This window comes from Paucisalibacillus algeriensis, assembly GCF_000577245.1.
GTDB lineage: Bacteria > Bacillota > Bacilli > Bacillales > Amphibacillaceae > Ornithinibacillus.
The window spans coordinates 189,036-206,665 of record NZ_CBYO010000011.1 but is presented as its reverse complement, the minus strand read 5'-3'; the positions used below and the strand labels follow the sequence as shown (position 1 = coordinate 206,665).

14 protein-coding genes are annotated in these 17,630 nt (G+C 36.2%); 13 read left to right on the top strand and 1 reads right to left on the bottom strand.

Translation table 11 applies throughout. The features are described 5' to 3' along the window. Positions 1–6: 6 nt before the first annotated feature. Positions 7–867, top strand: a complete 861-nt coding sequence (locus TY11_RS08285; RefSeq protein WP_042144947.1) for a LysR family transcriptional regulator — start codon at positions 7–9, stop codon at positions 865–867. A 181-nt stretch (positions 868–1,048) separates the two neighbouring features. Here the strand turns inward: TY11_RS08285 and TY11_RS08280 are convergent, their stop codons facing one another. Next, a complete protein-coding gene (locus TY11_RS08280; RefSeq protein WP_042144946.1) occupies positions 1,049–2,752 on the bottom strand; it encodes an Rqc2 family fibronectin-binding protein in 1,704 nt (567 codons plus the stop codon). A 114-nt stretch (positions 2,753–2,866) separates the two neighbouring features. On the opposite strand from TY11_RS08280, the gene TY11_RS08275 reads away from it, so the two are divergent. The 12 genes from TY11_RS08275 (at position 2,867) to rsgA (ending at position 17,630) form a co-directional block, all read left to right on the top strand. Next, the gene (locus tag TY11_RS08275; RefSeq protein ID WP_042144944.1) at positions 2,867–5,524 is read left to right on the top strand and encodes a calcium-translocating P-type ATPase, SERCA-type; all 2,658 of its coding nucleotides are present in this window, start codon (positions 2,867–2,869) and stop codon (positions 5,522–5,524) included. A gap of 197 nt (positions 5,525–5,721) precedes the next feature. Further along, complete coding sequence (locus TY11_RS08270) at positions 5,722–6,603, top strand: YicC/YloC family endoribonuclease (protein WP_042144942.1); 882 nt, start codon at positions 5,722–5,724, stop codon at positions 6,601–6,603. Between the two features lie 69 nt (positions 6,604–6,672). Then, positions 6,673–6,933, top strand: a complete 261-nt coding sequence (remA, locus tag TY11_RS08265; protein WP_010096736.1) for an extracellular matrix/biofilm regulator RemA — start codon at positions 6,673–6,675, stop codon at positions 6,931–6,933. Between the two features lie 28 nt (positions 6,934–6,961). Next, on the top strand, positions 6,962–7,582 hold the full coding sequence (gmk, locus tag TY11_RS08260; protein ID WP_042144936.1) for a guanylate kinase: 621 nt from the start codon (positions 6,962–6,964) through the stop codon (positions 7,580–7,582). Continuing rightward, complete coding sequence (gene rpoZ, locus TY11_RS08255) at positions 7,579–7,776, top strand: DNA-directed RNA polymerase subunit omega (RefSeq protein ID WP_081755877.1); 198 nt, start codon at positions 7,579–7,581, stop codon at positions 7,774–7,776. Before gmk ends, rpoZ begins: the two co-directional genes overlap by 4 nt. A 111-nt stretch (positions 7,777–7,887) precedes the next feature. Then, positions 7,888–9,093 (top strand): bifunctional phosphopantothenoylcysteine decarboxylase/phosphopantothenate--cysteine ligase CoaBC, encoded by a 1,206-nt coding sequence (gene coaBC / locus TY11_RS08250; protein WP_042144934.1) that lies wholly within the window; start codon positions 7,888–7,890, stop codon positions 9,091–9,093. After that, positions 9,090–11,498 (top strand): primosomal protein N', encoded by a 2,409-nt coding sequence (priA, locus tag TY11_RS08245; protein ID WP_042144932.1) that lies wholly within the window; start codon positions 9,090–9,092, stop codon positions 11,496–11,498. The genes coaBC and priA overlap by 4 nt, the downstream gene beginning before the upstream one ends. A gap of 15 nt (positions 11,499–11,513) precedes the next feature. Continuing rightward, positions 11,514–12,455: a methionyl-tRNA formyltransferase gene (fmt, locus tag TY11_RS08240; protein ID WP_042144930.1), complete on the top strand. Its 942-nt coding sequence runs from the start codon at positions 11,514–11,516 to the stop codon at positions 12,453–12,455. A 2-nt stretch (positions 12,456–12,457) separates the two neighbouring features. Then, positions 12,458–13,810 carry a 16S rRNA (cytosine(967)-C(5))-methyltransferase RsmB gene (gene rsmB / locus TY11_RS08235; protein ID WP_042144929.1) on the top strand — a complete coding sequence of 451 codons (1,353 nt, stop codon included), beginning with the start codon at positions 12,458–12,460 and terminating at the stop codon, positions 13,808–13,810. A gap of 116 nt (positions 13,811–13,926) precedes the next feature. Next, positions 13,927–14,688: a Stp1/IreP family PP2C-type Ser/Thr phosphatase gene (locus TY11_RS08230; RefSeq protein ID WP_042144927.1), complete on the top strand. Its 762-nt coding sequence runs from the start codon at positions 13,927–13,929 to the stop codon at positions 14,686–14,688. Continuing rightward, positions 14,682–16,748, top strand: coding sequence for a Stk1 family PASTA domain-containing Ser/Thr kinase (gene pknB / locus TY11_RS08225; protein ID WP_042144925.1), 2,067 nt, complete (start codon positions 14,682–14,684; stop codon positions 16,746–16,748). Before TY11_RS08230 ends, pknB begins: the two co-directional genes overlap by 7 nt. Continuing rightward, complete coding sequence (gene rsgA / locus TY11_RS08220; protein ID WP_042144924.1) at positions 16,749–17,630, top strand: ribosome small subunit-dependent GTPase A; 882 nt, start codon at positions 16,749–16,751, stop codon at positions 17,628–17,630.

Genomic DNA, 17,630 nt, shown 5'->3' with positions numbered 1-17,630 from the left:
CTAACAATGAAAATTGAGGATTACGAACTACTACTTAAACTGAATGAGATTGGAACGATACGAGGAACGGCAAAGGCTATATTGATATCCCAACCTGCTGTGACGCAGCGTCTTAAGTATATAGAAGAATACTTCGGCGTAACAATTTTTATTAGAACCCCCAAAAGTCTTGTGTTAACTCCCAGTGGGGAAATTATTCTGAGTCATGCCAAACAGGTTATCGACAAAGAACAGGTACTAAAAAATAAGCTTTCAAAATCGAGTCTTGAAGTACAAGGAACACTCTCTATTGCTTGTTCATCGTTAATTAGCCAGCGTTTTCTACCAAAAATACTAGGGGAATACACAACCATGTTCCCCAAAGTAACTATTGATTTAGTAACTGGAATTAGTGAGGACATCAAACGAAATCATAAGGACTATCATGTATGTATTATTCGTGGGGAAAAGCTTAAAGAGAGTACAAGTATTCGATTATTTGATGATCCATTATATATTTTTGATACAGAGTCGTTTCCTAAAGAATCTATTAAGGAACGTCCACTAATCTCCTTTAAAAGTGATGACAGTATGCATGAACTTGTCGATAACTGGCTTTATCACCATCAACATCAGATTAAGCCACTCCGTACCATGACAGTGGATCAGATTGAAACATGTAAACAGTTCATGAAACAAGGGATTGGAATGGCTGTTCTTCCGAAAAGTGTTTCGGACTCCATGATGGATGAATTTCCACATGTTGCGCTAGAACTTGATGGTAAGCCTGTAACACGTTATACATGGGTTTCGTATCAGGAAGGAATACTTGAATTACCCCAAGTAAATGAGTTTATTAAGATGTTAACGGAAAAATCATTTATGTAATAATAAAAAGGAATGTTCGATACTAATTAATCGAACATTCCTTTTTTTAGGCTGATTGCGTACAGATTTGAGAATTTTGTTAGAGCATCGTACCCGCTACGGAAATACACTCCGCTTTTACTTCCAGTACAGGGGCGACATCTGTTCGAAAATACCTCACAGTGTCTACCTTTGACACTTCTTATTTCTTTAACTTTTCTACAACCGATTTTTCCGGTGTTACATAAACGGTCTTCTGGTTTTCATATATAACAAATCCAGGTTTTGAACCATTTGGCTTTTTTACATGTCGTACTTTAGTATAGTCTACCGGTACTGAAGAAGAACTTTGGGACTTACTAAAGTATGCGGCTAATTGCGCTGCTTCTAGAATTGTCTCTTCACTTGGTTCTTTGCCGCGGATGATAACATGAGAGCCAGGAATGTCCTTTGTGTGGAACCAAAGTTCATCACGATGTGCAAGTTTCATCGTTAAGTATTCATTTTGTTTATTATTTTTTCCAACTAAAATGGTAATTCCATCTGATGAAATATATTCTTCAGGTTTAGGAGTATGTTGCTTGTTTTTCCGTTTACCCTGACTCTGTTTCTTCAAATACCCTTCTTCACGAAGTTCTTCCCGTATTTCTTCAATATCTTCTACACCCGCAACCTCGATTTGTTGCAGTATCTGATCAAAATAGGCAGTTTCTTCATTGGTCTTTTTGATTTCTTCTTCTACCTTTGCTTTAGAAGTTTTTAATTTGGAATATGTTTTGAAAAAACTTTGAGCATTCTCGCTGGGTGTTTTATTTGGATTTAATTCAATTGTTATTTCGTTTTGATCCGGATCATAATAATCTACTACAGAAATAGTGGTATCACCTTGTTTAACTAAGTGCATGTTAGCAGTTAATAGTTCGCCTAGTTTTTGGTATTTCTCGGCATTTGCTGCTTTTTGTAATGTTCTTTCATGCTTTTTAAGTTTTCGCTCATTTTTATCCCGTTCATTTTGAATAAATCGAAAGAGGTCCTTAGCTTGTTGTTTAACCCGATCCCGTTCTGCTTTACCAGAATAAAATCGATCCAGCATCTCGTTAACTGTTGGGAATTCTTTCTTCGCTCCTTTAAATGAGGTTAATGGAATAACATGAAATTCTTCTTTTTTACCTTGATAAATAGCAGGTACATATTGATGTAAGCTAATTTGCTCCTGTATTTGGATAAAATTCTCCTTATAAATTTCATCCGATCCTAAATTTGCTCGACTAATGATTTCTTTTGCAATAACTGGAGAAAATCCTGTGAACAGTTTTACGATTTGTGTGTCCAATTTACCAGCATTAAAATCTAGTTTTCGAATGAATGTGTCTCCGTCAGTCTCGAGTGGGTTCAACTTATCTTGTTTGGGTGGTATGACATATTCCGAACCAGGCAGAATCGTTCTGTATCTATTATGAGCCATCGATACGTGTTTTAAGCTATCGATAATATGTCCTTTTTCGTTATCTACTAATATGAGGTTGCTGTGTTTACCCATTAATTCAAGAACAAGTTCTTTTGAGGAAATATCTCCGATTTCATTTCTTGATTTTACGGAAAAGGTAATAATTCTCTCCATCCCATCCTGCTTAATCGATTCAAGGATTGCTCCAGACAAATGCTTCCGAAGAACCATACAAAACATAGGTGCTTCAGAAGGGTTATGGAAAGTGTTCTTTGTATTGTGTATACGTGAGTATGTAGGATGAATAGATAGTAATAATACCTGATTCTTCCCTTGGCTACGAATAGTCATAATAACTTCAGTTTCAGATGGTTGATGTATTTTTGTTATTTTTCCTGGTACAAGCAGATTGGATAGTTCATTTGTCACTGCTCTTGTTACAATACCGTCAAATGGCATTTGATTCACCTCTCATCTCAAATTATAGCATTTTTTAGGACAAGTCTGCATAGATATCACTATTGAGATAATAGAGGCTTATTTTTGCCTCGCTTAAAGCTGGAGGAATGCGACGTGAAAAAGTGGTATCAGTTAGATGTGGAACAGGTGGAACAAAAGCTTCAAGTAACCACAAATAGGGGGCTTACACCTAAACAGGTCGAACAAAGACACAAGCAATATGGCTATAATGTTCTGGAGTCAACAAAGCAAACATCAAAATGGATTATCTTTCTAAAGCAGTTTCAGGATTTTATGGTACTTGTATTACTTGCTGCTACATTAATAGCGGGAATGCTTGGAGAATTTGTTGATGCAATTGCGATTATGGTAATTGTGTTGGTCAATGGTTTTATTGGTTATTTCCAAGAACAAAAGGCAGAAAAGTCTCTAGAGAAACTCAAAGAATTGTCAGCTCCAATGGCGAACGTTTTCCGTGAACAGAAATGGGACAAGATATCTTCAAGAGAATTAGTTGTTGGTGATATTGTAAAGGTAAGCAGTGGAGACCGTGTACCAGCAGATATTCGAATTGTGAAATCTAACAGCTTAGAAACAGAAGAATCAGCACTGACAGGTGAATCTTTACCGGTTATGAAACATGCTACAGCAATTATTCGTGATGACTTGGATGCTGGTGACCAGGTTAACATGGGGTTTATGGGGACATTAGTAACAAGGGGTTCAGGTATAGGCATTGTTGTGGGAACTGGTATGAACACAGTAATGGGACAAATTGCATCCTTAATGTCTAGTACAAAGAAAATCCCAACCCCATTAGAAAGAAAACTGGCAGAGTTAGGGAAAATATTAATTGTTGTAGCAATTCTTCTAACCATTTTAGTTGTTGGTCTTGGGGTAATTCAAGGGCATCCTGTCTATAATATGTTTCTCGCTGGAGTATCTTTAGCAGTTGCAGCTATACCAGAAGGTTTACCTGCAATTGTTACGGTAGCCCTTTCTCTTGGGGTACAGCGAATGATTCGGAAAAAAGCAATTGTGCGAAAACTATCAGCAGTAGAAACATTAGGTTGTGCTTCTGTTATTTGTTCTGATAAAACAGGTACAATGACGGAAAATCAAATGACTGTAAAAGAAATGTTCTTAAATGGTGAAAATATCTCTGTTACAGGTGATGGATTCGATATTGAAGGCAAATTTTTAATTGGGAAGAAGAAGTTAAATGAGAATCACCCCAATCTAGAGACAATGCTCTTGTACGGACAATTATGTAATAATGCAACCCTTCAGGTTAAGAAGGGAAAGTACTATGTGGATGGAGATCCAACTGACGGTGCTTTAGTTGTAGCCGCAAGAAAAATTGGGCTAAATCACATGAGTGGCGACAATTTTAAAATTATTAAGGAGATTCCATTTGATTCCGATCGTAAACGAATGAGTGTAGTAGTTGAAGATGAAAATGAAAACCGTTTCCTTATTACAAAGGGAGCACCAGACGTATTATTACCTCGCTGTAATTATTATCTAGAGCATGAAAATAGGAAATTAATTAAACAACGCGATCGCGATAAGATAGAGAATGCAATTGATGGGATGGCTGAAAAAGCACTGCGGACCATCGCCATTAGTATGAGGCCAATATCGAAGGATACCTCACTTGAATCAGCGTTTTTAGAAAAAGATTTAACGTTTATCGGGTTGTATGGAATGATCGACCCACCTCGTAAAGAGGTAAGGACAGCTATTGAGGAATGTCGACAAGCAGGTATTAAGACTGTGATGATTACAGGTGATCATGTCAAGACTGCTCGAGCGATTGCAAAGGACTTGAAACTATTACCAGACAATGGATTGGTTTTAGAAGGAAGTCAATTAAATCAAATGTCCACAAGTGAACTAGAGGAGACAATTGAGGATGTATATGTTTTTGCGAGGGTTACTGCAGAGCATAAGCTTAAAATTGTGAAAGCATTTCAGTCAAGAGGGCATATTGTCGCAATGACTGGTGATGGTGTAAATGATGCACCAGCAATAAAAGCAAGTGATATTGGTATTAGTATGGGGATAAGTGGTACAGATGTTACAAAAGAAGCATCCTCGTTAGTATTAATGGACGATAATTTCGCTACGATAAAAGCAGCCATTCAAGAGGGACGCAATATTTATGAAAATATCCGGAAATTTATCCGGTATTTGTTAGCATCAAACGTTGGTGAAATACTGGTCATGTTATTTGCTGTGTTACTAGGAATGCCACTTCCATTAGTGCCCGTTCAAATACTATGGGTCAACTTAGTTACCGATGGCTTACCGGCAATGGCCCTAGGTCTTGATAAACCTGAAGATGACGTAATGAAAAGAGCACCAAGAAGTCCAAATGAAGGAGTATTTGCCAGAGGGCTAGGCTTTAAGATTATTACCCGAGGTATTATGATTGGAATAGTGACATTAATTGGATTTATGGTCGTTTATCAAGATAACCCAGATAACCTTGTATATGGACAAACAATCGCATTTACGACATTGGTTATGGCGCAACTAATACATGTATTTGACTGTCGAAGTGAAAAATCAGTCTTTGAACGAAATCCATTTGAAAACATGTACTTAGTCTTTGCTGTCATTTCTTCCGTTCTTTTATTACTTGTTGTAATCTACTGGGCTCCATTACAACCAGTATTCCACACCGTTCCATTAGCACTTAGTGATTGGATGTTAATACTAGGACTAGCCGCAATACCTACAGTGCTATTCGGATTCACAAAAAAATAATTATTAAAAACCTTTCACAAAATTTTTGTGGAAGGTTTTTATTGTTTGTGAGATAGGAAAGAGGTTCTTTTAGTATGAAGTTCTTAGATTAGACCACAGATCACATCGAATTTCTAATTTAACAAAAGTTCAATTATCGATTAAAGATAATCTGATGTGCTATAATAAATTTTAGCTCAGAAAAGTAGGTGATGTTTTTGGTAAAGAGTATGACAGGATATGGCTCAAATACAACTCATCTAGAAAACACAACCATCACAGTAGAAATCAGATCCGTAAATCACCGTTTTTTAGATATTATTCCAAAATACCCAAGGACTTTTCTATTCCTAGAAGATAAAATTAAAAAGACAGTAAAATCTTATTTCGCTCGCGGACGTATCGAATTACATTTTGATATTGAAGGAGACAACTTTAAAAACAAAATTGTTGTCACCGATTGGGCCTTAATGGACCAATTTGTCCAACAACTACAAACCGCTAAGGATAGATATTCATTAAAGGGTGATATACCAATATCTATTTTGACCGAACTGCCAGATCTATTAACAGTAGTTGAAAATGAAGAAAAACCAGGAGAACTTCAAGAGAAAATAATAAATTCGGTGGCAAAAGCTTGCCAACAAGTGGATGAAATGCGAATTGAAGAAGGTAAAAACCTATTAAAGGATATAGTAAAGCGTGTTTCGAGTATTCGGGATATGGTACTATTATTAGAGGAGAGAAGAGAGAAAGTAACTGAGGAGTACCGGTTACGTATTAAAAAGCGAATAGAAGAATACATAGATGATTCTATTTCCATAGACAACGCAAGGATACATCAAGAAATTGCAATGCTTTCAGAAAAAGGCGATATCACAGAAGAAATTACTCGATTACTAAGTCATTTAGAGCAAATAGAGGTAATCTGTCAAAGTAATGAGCCTATTGGTAGGAAACTTGACTTTGTCGTTCAAGAAATGAACCGTGAGTCAAATACAATTGGTTCAAAATCTACGGATACCAAAATAGGTGGATGGACAGTCGCAATTAAAAGTGAAATTGAGAAAATTAAAGAACAAGTCCAAAATATCGAGTAAAACAATGGTGATACTTTTATTTTCGTAAAAAAGCTTATATAATAGTTTAGAATGACAGGGGGAAGTAAAGTGGGACTACAATTAATTAATATTGGATTTGGTAATGTTGTTTCTGCGAACCGCGTTATTTCAATAGTTTCGCCTGAATCAGCTCCAATTAAAAGAATTATCTCTGTTGCAAGAGATAATAATAAATTAGTAGATGCTACATATGGAAGAAGAACAAGGGCGGTAATTATTACAGATAGTGATCATGTGGTATTATCAGCTGTACAACCAGAAACGGTTGGGCAACGTGTGTTAAGTCATGAGGAAATGACTGACGAATAATAGTGATAAGCTTTTAGGAGGAAATAACTTGATTGAAGAGAAAGGTATTTTATTTATTCTCTCTGGGCCATCCGGTGTTGGAAAAGGAACTGTGAGAAAAGAGCTTTTTGAACGGAAAACGGAATTGCGATATTCCATATCCATGACAACAAGAGAAATACGTCCCGGTGAAGTAGACGGCGTTGACTATTTTTATAAGACAAATGATGAATTTGAAAAGTTAATCTCACAAGGCAAGCTGTTAGAATACGCTAAGTTTGTCAATAATTATTATGGTACACCTAAAGACTATGTGGTGGAAACCCTAGATAAAGGTCATGATGTATTTCTAGAAATTGAGGTACAAGGTGCCATGCAAGTAAAGGAAAACTTTCCTGAGGGTGTTTTTATCTTTTTATTTCCACCAAGCCTCGAGGAATTAAAAAATAGAATTGTAAATCGCGGAACGGAAAATGAAGACGTAATCCTTAATCGTTTAAAAGAAGCTCGCAATGAAATTGAGATGATGGATTCATATGATTATGTTGTCGTAAATGATGATGTAGAGAAAGCAGTTGAAAAGGTACAATCTATCATACAATCCGAGCATTGTAAGCGAGAGCGAATTGCTGCACAATATAAAAAAATACTGGAGGATGATTTATCATGATGTTAGAACCATCTATTGATGAATTACAAGAAAAAGTTAGATCAAAATATTCACTTGTTACACTTTCTGCAAAAAGAGCTAGACAATTACGTGAATTAAATAATCCTCGAATTGTTAATCCTAAATCTCATAAATTTGTTGGTATGGCACTGGAAGAGATTGCAGCAGAAGAACTAAAACTCGATAACGAGTAGTAAAAAAATAATCCCTTGCATAAAAAATGCAAGGGATTATTTTTTAATTGTAAATTATGGTATAACTAGACTAGAAGATTTAAGTAGGATTCGGAAAGGTGTTTGTTGTCCATGCAGAATAAAAATGTATTATTAGGAGTATCTGGAGGGATTGCTGCTTATAAAGCTTGTGCCTTAACTAGTAAGTTAACCCAACAAGGGGCAAATGTAAAAGTGATGATGACAAAATCAGCTACTGAATTTGTTTCTCCTCTAACATTTCAGGCGCTTTCTAGGAATCCAGTTTATACTGACACATTTGATGAGAAGGATGTTGAAAAAATTGCCCATATTGATTTAGCTGATTGGGCCGATATCTTTATCATCGCACCAGCTACAGCGAATATTATAGGTAAAATTGCAAATGGAATTGCAGATGATATGATCACGACTACTATACTGGCTACAAAAGCCGCAGTATATATTGCACCTGCCATGAACGTTAATATGTATGAGCATCCTGCAGTTATTAAAAACATGCAAACATTGACAGACTTTGGATACTTCTTTATAGAACCGGGAGCTGGCTACCTTGCTTGCGGATGGATTGGTAAGGGTCGATTAGAAGAACCATCAACTATTATTGACGTAATAAAATCACATCAAAATAGCCCACGACTGTTAGCAGGTAAAAAAGTCTTGATATCAGCTGGCCCCACAAGGGAAAGATTAGATCCAGTTCGTTTTTTCACCAATTACTCAACAGGGAAAATGGGATATAAACTAGCAGAAGTTGCTGCTGAAATGGGTGCAGAAGTAACATTAGTGTCCGGCCCAGTAAATTTAGATGTCTTATCTAGTTCTATCAAGCGTATTGATGTAATAACCGCTGAAGATATGTATGAAGCAATGACAAAAGAGTTTTCTACCCATGATATTGTTATAAAAGCAGCTGCGGTTGCCGATTATCGACCAAAAGTTACATATGAGGAAAAGATGAAAAAACAAGATGGTTTTCTTCAAGTTGAAATGGAAAGAACAAAAGATATACTAAAAACACTGGGAGAGGTAAAAACAAAACAATTTCTCGTCGGTTTTGCAGCAGAAACACAAAACCCAAAAGAGTATGGATTGGACAAGCTAAAACGTAAGAATTTAGATGCTATTGTTATAAATAATGTGGCGCAAGAAGGTGCTGGATTCGGAAGCGATACAAATATCGTAACCTATCTAAATAAGAGAATGGATGAACATGAGATCCCAAAAGCAACTAAAAAAGAAGTTGCGAGAGAGATTCTGAGGTTGATTTTACATGACATGAAGGATGAGCAAGCGTGAATATTGCAAAGGTTATAGTTGATGTTCAAGCGAAAACAATAAATCAAACATTCGATTATTTAATACCAGATCGATTTCAAGATATCCTAATAGAAGGAATGCGAGTCATTGTCCCATTCGGTCCGAGAAAAATAACTGGTTTTGTTGTGGGGATTGAGTCAACTTCAGAATTTGATAAGCTGAAGGAAATTATTGATGTTTTAGATATTCATCCTGTTCTGACAAAGGAATTATTAGAATTAGGAAAATGGGTAGCGGAGGATACACTAACTATGTATATAACTGCGTATCAGGCCATGCTACCTCAAGTATTAAAAGCACAATATAAGAAGGAAATTGTAAGGAATACCCCAGAACGTTTGGAAGAGGAATTTGAGTACTTATTCGCTGGTAGAGATGTTGTAGATTTTGAGGAATTCGAAGGTTCTAATATCCCATATTCCAAACTGCAAAGGGCTGTCCAAGATACTACAATTTCCATTAATTATCTTGTTAAATCGAAAGTTACCAAAAAGCTTGTTTCAGTAATTGAACCGAACAAAGAACAATATTTTTTAGAAGAATCGTTAATGGATTTGCCAACTAATGCAAAAAAACAAAGAGCAATACTATCCTACTTTCTTCAATATCCAGATCCAATAGAACAAAATAGATTATTTCAAATGACAAATGGAAATCGAACGGTTGTTAAAGCTCTCATAGATAAGCAATTATTAAAAGAATATAAAAAAGAGGTTTATCGTAACCCTTATCAGGACCATTCCTTTGAAAGAACATATCCGTTAACATTAACAAATCAACAGGAACGGGCCTTACAACCTATAACTGAAAAAATAATGAACAATGAACATGATGTATTTCTAGTACATGGAGTAACCGGAAGTGGAAAAACAGAAATTTACCTTCAAGCCATACAAGAGGTTCTAAATAAAGGAAAAGAGGCAATTGTACTTGTTCCGGAAATTTCGCTAACACCACAGATGGTCAAACGATTCAAGGGACGCTTTGGCAATGAAGTAGCTGTCATGCATAGTGCACTATCAAATGGTGAGAAATATGATGAATGGCGAAAGGTCCAAACCAAAAAAGTTAGGGTTGTGGTTGGTGCAAGATCAGCGATTTTTGCCCCATTTGAAAATTTAGGAATTATTATTATTGATGAAGAACACGAAACGACTTATAAACAAGAGGATCAACCCAGATATCATGCAAGGGATGTCGCAATAAAACGAGGACAATACCACCACTGCCCAGTGATTCTTGGAAGTGCGACTCCAACTTTAGAATCATATGCGCGAGCGAAAAAAGATGTTTATAAGCTAGCAACTTTAGATAAGCGAACAAATGAGAAAGCAATGCCTGATGTTGAAATTGTAGACATGCGTGAAGAATTGCATGCTGGAAATCGTTCCATGTTCTCTATTAAATTAAAGGAAAGCATGGAGGAAGTGATTGCACGTGGTGAGCAAATTGTGTTATTACTTAACCGAAGAGGTTATTCGACATTTGTTATGTGTAGAGATTGTGGACATGTCAAGCAATGCCCACATTGTGATATAGCGTTAACATATCATAAACGTAATAATCAGTTAAAATGCCATTACTGCTCTTATGAAGAGAGAATGCCTTTAGTATGTCCGGAATGTCAAAGCGACTCCATTCGTTATTTTGGAACAGGTACACAACGTGTGGAGGAATCATTAAATCAACTTATGCCACATGCACGGGTTATACGGATGGATGTGGACACTACGAGGAAAAAAGGATCGCATGAAAAGCTTTTAAGAAGTTTTGCAGAAAAGGAAGCAGATATATTATTAGGTACGCAAATGATTGCTAAAGGACTTGATTTTGCCAATGTTACATTGGTAGGCGTTTTAACCGCTGATTCGATGTTGCATTTACCTGATTTTCGTTCAAGTGAAAAAACTTTTCAATTATTAACACAGGTAAGTGGTAGGGCTGGAAGACATGAATTGCCGGGGAAAGTAGTTGTTCAATCCTATACTCCGGATCATTATAGCGTTCAACTTGCAAGCAGCTATGACTTTAATCAATTTTTCCAAAGGGAGATGCAGATTAGAAGAACATTTCGATATCCCCCTTATGTCTATTTAGCACTGTTAACCGTTTCACATTCAAATCACGTTAAAGTAGTCCAAATCACCCAACGTATTGTCCAATTATTGATGAAGGTTGTCAGTGAAGAAACCATTGTACTTGGTCCAACACCGTCACCCATATCCAAAATGAAAGATAGATATCGCTATCAATGCATGATAAAATACAAAAATGAACCAAATCTTCGAAAAAAAATTAAAAAAATTATGGACCAGTTTGCTGATGAAGTCCGAAAAGAGGACTTATTGATTACAGTAGATATGCAACCATACCATCTTATGTAGAAAGTAGGTTATGTAATGAAGCGAATAGTATTTATGGGAACGCCAGGTTTTTCTGTTCCAATTTTAAATAAGTTAATTCATTCCGAATATGAAGTGGTTTTAGTAGTTACTCAACCAGACAGGCCAAAAGGTAGAAAGAAAGTCATTACACCTCCTCCGGTTAAAGTTGAAGCAGAAACACATGGTATCCCAGTTTTTCAACCGGAAAAAATCCGACAAGATTATCACGAAATATTGAATTATAATCCTGACATTATTGTTACGGCTGCATATGGACAAATTCTTCCCAATGAACTTTTAGAAGGGCCAAAATATGGTTGTATCAATGTCCACGCCTCCTTACTACCAGAATTACGAGGCGGAGCCCCAATTCACTATGCTATTATGCAAGGGAAAATTGAAACTGGAATTACCATTATGTATATGGCTGAGAAGTTGGATGCTGGTGATATTCTTACTCAAAAAAGTATTCCAATTGAAAAAAACGACCATGTAGGTTCCATGCATGATAAATTATCTGATGTTGGTGCTCAACTATTAATGGAAACATTACCTAAATTGTTTGCTGGAGAAATAACTCCTATTAAACAAGATGATACCAAAGCAACGTTCGCATCTAATATTAAGCGCGAACAGGAACAAATTGATTGGACTAAATCTAACATAGAAATATACAACCAAATTAGAGGACTTCATCCTTGGCCAGTAGCCTTTACTACCTATCAAAACCAAAATATGAAAATTTGGTGGGGAGAACCACTTGAAGAGGAATATAATGGGGAACCTGGGGAAATTACTGCTAAAGATAATGATGAAGCTTTTACGGTTGTTTGTGGAAATGGTAAAGGGATTCGTATCACGGAAATTCAGCCAGCTGGAAAGAAACGGATGACAGTGAAAGATTATTTACAGGGATCGAGTGAACGTATACAAATCGGCACAAAAATGGGTGAATAATAATGGGCAAATATCTTCTTAGAAATACCATAATAGACTTGTTACTCCGCATTGAACAAGATAGCGGATATAGTCATTTATTAATCAATCATGAAATAAAATCAAAAAAAATCTCACCAAAAGATGAGGGTTTATTAACGGAAATCGTTTATGGGACGATTCAGCGTAAAATGTCTTTAGACTACTATATAAGTCATTATATTAATCAAAAGAAAAAGGTAGAACCATGGGTGATGATGCTACTAAGAATGTCTATCTATCAAATGGTTTATTTAGATAAAGTTCCCGATCATGCAATTATTCATGAGGCAGTTGAGATAGCAAAACAGAGAGGTCATAAAGGTATTGCTTCCCTTGTTAATGCAGTACTTAGAAATATTCAACGAAATGGCGTCCCATCTTTAAATGAAATAGAGGATCCTGTAAAACGTCTAGCTATTGAAACAAGTCATCCAATATGGCTAGTAAAAAGATGGATAGGGCATTACGGCTATGAAACAACGAAAGAAATGTGTCTGGCCAATTTAAGTCATAAATCAATTTCTATTCGGATTCAACCAATGAAAATCTCTCGGAATGAAGCAATGGAGCAGTTAAGGCAAGAAGGATACAAGGTGTCAGAATCCACTTTTTCGGAGCAAGGAATTATTATTGAACAAGGTAATATTCTTAAATCAGCTTTGTTTGAAAAGGGAATCATTACGATTCAAGATCAAAGTTCCATGCTTGTTGGAGAAGTGATTGATGCACATCCAGGGTTTACCGTGTTAGATTCATGTAGTGCTCCTGGAGGTAAAGCTACACATATTGCGGAGAAAATGGAAAATAAAGGTGTCATTCATGCCCATGACTTACATAAGAAAAAAATAAAATTAATTAATAATAAAGCTGAAGAACTAAATATATCCATTATTAATTCCGAAGCACTGGACGCTAGGAAACTATCTGAACGCTACGCACCCGAAACGTTTGATCGCATTTTAGTAGATGCCCCGTGTTCAGGGTTAGGAGTAATGCGAGGAAAACCAGATATTAAGTATAATAAAAAGGAAGAAGATATTAAGAGACTTTCAGAAATTCAACAGGATATATTAAACACTATTGCTCCTTTACTTAAACAGGAAGGGTTATTAGTTTATAGTACTTGTACTGTGGACCCGGAAGAAAATGAAGCGGTAGTAAGGTGCTTTTTATCTAATCATAAGAACTACCAAGTTGATCATTCCTTTTTTAAAGCATTACCTGTAGAACTACAGGAATCTCGAGGTGTTTCTGAATTTGGTCTACAACTTTTTCCACAAGACTTTCAAACGGATGGTTTTTTCCTAACTAGACTAATTCGAAAATCTATATAAATGCAATAAATTTGGTAGTAAAGTAAGGGGAATTGTAAGAAAAAGATATTCTTATTTGGTAAATTGTGTAATACTTATATTAAAAAAGTATTGCTTTAAGATTAGGGGTGGTAGAAATGGAAGGACATTTTTTGACAGATCGTGGTCAAGTGAGAATCCATAATGAAGATTCAGGTGGTATATTCGCAGGTATTAACGGTCAATATTTAGCCATTATTGCGGATGGAATGGGTGGTCATCAAGCTGGTGACGTTGCAAGTGAAATGGCCACTACTATCTTGGAAAAGAAATGGCATGAAAATCAAGGATTTGAGTCCCCTGAAGCTGCAGAGGAATGGCTTGCACAAACCTTACTTGAAGCGAATACATCAATCTATCACCATTCACAGGAGAAGGAAGAATGTCAAGGTATGGGCACAACCATTGTAGTGGCAATATGTACGGAAGAATTCATTACAATTGCTCATATAGGAGATAGTAGATGTTATTTATATAATGATTTTAACTTTAAACAAATAACGGAAGACCACTCATTAGTCAATGCACTTGTTCAATCAGGACAAATCTCAAAAGACGATGCGCTTGTTCACCCCAGGAAGAATGTTGTTCTTAAAGCACTAGGAACGAATGAATTAGTTGAACCCGATATCCAGACCATCGCTTGGGAAGATGGCGATAAGCTATTACTTTGTTCGGATGGATTAACCGACAAAGTGCTAGATAGTGAATTGGCCGAATATATGGAATCTACTACCGATATTAAGGAAGTTGGACAAAACCTTATTGATTTAGCAAATGAGCGTGGTGGGGAGGATAATGTTTCGCTTGTAATCTTACAGCATGAAACGACAGTGGAAGAAGGTGAACAATCATGCTAAATGGTCATTTACTAAGTGAACGTTATCGTATTAAAGAAAAAATTGGCGGAGGTGGAATGGCTGACGTATACCTTGCCAATGACATTATTCTAGATCGACAAGTCGCTATAAAAGTACTTCGTTTAGAATATGCTAATGACGAAGAATTCATTGCTAGATTTGATCGTGAGGCGCAATCTGCAACAAGTCTTTCCCATCCTAATATTGTAACAATCTATGATGTTGGAGAAGAAGAGCAAATTCTTTATATGGTTATGGAGTACGTAGATGGAATGACACTGAAGGAATTTATTCAACGCTATGGTCCAATTGATGTGCGAGAAGCAATTGAAATTATGAAGCAAATGACAGCAGCTATTGCCCATGCCCATGAAAACGGAATTGTTCATCGTGATATCAAGCCGCAAAATATATTAATTGATACATATGGCCATATAAAAGTTACAGATTTTGGAATTGCAGTTGCATTAAGTGCAACATCACTCACCCAAACTAATTCTATTCTAGGGTCTGTCCATTATTTATCCCCTGAACAAGCTAGGGGAGGAATGGCTACTAAGAAGTCTGACATTTACTCATTGGGTATTGTATTTTTTGAAATGTTAACAGGACGTTTACCTTTCCAGGGGCAGTCCCCAGTTTCAATTGCATTAAAGCATTTACAGAGTGATACCCCTTCTGTGAGAAGATATAGTCCAGATGTGTCCCAAAGTGTGGAAAACATCGTCCTAAAGGCTACCGCTAAGGATCCATTTCACCGTTTTAATACAGTTTATGAAATGGAAGATAGCCTAGAGGTTGCACTTTCTCCGGAAAGAATGGATGAACCTAAATATGTTCCACCTACTGAAGTGGGGGAAGAAACAAAGGCAATACCGATTATTACGGAAAATCAGCTTGAGAATATCCACCAAGATACGATAATTCATCAAGCAAACACAGAAACAAAAAAAGTTACTAATAAAGGACAACCCCCAAAAGATTTGGTACAGAAAAAGAAGAAGAAAAAGAAAAAGCAAAAGAAGAATAAAAAGTTACTTTTAACATCCATTATTATTTTTGTTTTATTATCATTAGCTTTAGTACTACTATTTGTAGTTCCAGGGCTAACAAAACCAAAGGATGTTACCATTCCGAATGTTATTGATTATGAGTATAGTGACGCAGTCGATGAATTAGAAAGTCTGGGTTTAGTGGTTAAACGAGGAGAAGATATACCATCAGAGGAGATTGAAGAAGGAAAAGTTGTAAAGACAGATCCTAAACCTGAACAAACCATCAAAGAAGGACAAACTGTCACAGTTTTTGTTAGTTCAGGAAAGGAAAAGAAAGAATTTGACGATTATGAAGGTAGGCAGATTGGGGACGTTAGACGCTTATTAATCGAAAAGGGATATTCCTCTGATAATATTGTCATCTATGAGGAATTTTCGGATAAGCCTGTTGGGGAAATTTTAAAACAAGTACAACCTAAAGCAGGAGAGAAAGTTATTCCTGAAGAAACGAATGTTATCTTTGAAGTAAGTAAAGGACAGGAACCCATTAAATTAGATAATCTTATTGGATTAACGGAAGAAGAAGCGAAAAAGCATCTAGAATCCTTAGGGTTAAAGATGCATCCAATTAAAGAAAACTCTGATACAGTTCAGGAGGGTATGGTTATCCGTCAAGATCCCTCTGCTAATACAGAATTAAGTGAAGGGGATACAGTTGACGTATATATTTCAATCGGACCAGAAAAGTTACCAGTCAGTAATTACACATTTGAGTTTGATGTTAAGTATACACTAGATGATGAACCTAATCCTGATGATGGGGAAGGAAATGGTGATGAGCAAGGAAATCAAGACCAAGATTTAACTCCACAAATTATCAATATTTATATTCAAGACTATGATAATGAAGATTTTTCTGTAGTAGCTAAGCAATATGAAATAACAAAAGATCAAACGATAACCATTACTTTAAGAATTGAACAGGGATCTGAAGGCCGTTACAAAGTCATGCGTGACGATGAGATTCTAGTTGATAAAACTATTCCATATGAAGAAGGTGAATAAATGCCGGAGGGCAGAATTGTAAAAGCTTTGAGTGGATTTTACTATGTTCAAACAACCGATGATTTGTTTCAGTGCAAAGGGAGAGGCGTATTTCGCAAAAAGAATATTACTCCACTTGTGGGTGACTTCGTATCTTTTGATATACGTGAGGAGAAAGAGGGTTATATTACTGAAATAAAACCAAGGACGAATGAATTAATTCGTCCTCCTATTGCTAATATCACGCAGGCAATCATTGTAAGTTCGGCGATAATGCCTGAATTTAGTACCACGTTACTAGATCGGTTTCTAGTGTTAATCGAAGCAAAAGGAATAACACCAATTATCTTTATTTCCAAAACGGATTTGCTTACCAAGGAACAGTTAGACACCTTGAAAAATTATCAAGCTGACTATGTGTCAATTGGCTATCATGTTGAATTGTTTTCAGCTAAAGTACCACAAGATATGGATCGAATAAAAGGGTACTTAAAGGATCAAGTAACTGTAATTGCTGGACAATCAGGAGTTGGTAAGTCCTCCTTTATTAATACCATTAGTCCAGACGCTTTAATAAAAACCGCAGATATATCCAAGAGCTTAGGGCGAGGGAAACATACAACTAGGCATGTTGAATTAATCGAAGTAAATGATGGATTAGTGGCTGATACGCCTGGATTTAGCGCATTAGATTTTAGTGAAATTGAAGCAGAAGAGTTAATGAATTGTTTTCCAGAGATTCGAGAGTTAAAAGAGCATTGTAAATTTAGAGGATGTTTACATGCGAAAGAACCGAAATGTGCAGTAAAAGAAGCAGAAGAAAATGATATAATTCCAAAGTATCGCTATAAGCATTACATTAGTTTTTTAGAAGAAATACAAACAAGGAAGCCGAGGTATTAA

Excerpts from the sequence above, each read along its gene's own strand:
- TY11_RS08285 (WP_042144947.1), top strand. The coding sequence starts at position 7 with ATGAAAATTGAGGATTACGAACTACTACTTAAACTGAATGAGATTGGA.
- TY11_RS08280 (WP_042144946.1), bottom strand. The coding sequence starts at position 2,752 with ATGCCATTTGACGGTATTGTAACAAGAGCAGTGACAAATGAACTATCC.
- rpoZ (WP_081755877.1), top strand. The coding sequence starts at position 7,579 with ATGATGTTAGAACCATCTATTGATGAATTACAAGAAAAAGTTAGATCA.
- coaBC (WP_042144934.1), top strand. The coding sequence starts at position 7,888 with ATGCAGAATAAAAATGTATTATTAGGAGTATCTGGAGGGATTGCTGCT.
- fmt (WP_042144930.1), top strand. The coding sequence starts at position 11,514 with ATGAAGCGAATAGTATTTATGGGAACGCCAGGTTTTTCTGTTCCAATT.
- rsmB (WP_042144929.1), top strand. The coding sequence starts at position 12,458 with ATGGGCAAATATCTTCTTAGAAATACCATAATAGACTTGTTACTCCGC.
- TY11_RS08230 (WP_042144927.1), top strand. The coding sequence starts at position 13,927 with ATGGAAGGACATTTTTTGACAGATCGTGGTCAAGTGAGAATCCATAAT.
- pknB (WP_042144925.1), top strand. The coding sequence starts at position 14,682 with ATGCTAAATGGTCATTTACTAAGTGAACGTTATCGTATTAAAGAAAAA.
- rsgA (WP_042144924.1), top strand. The coding sequence starts at position 16,749 with ATGCCGGAGGGCAGAATTGTAAAAGCTTTGAGTGGATTTTACTATGTT.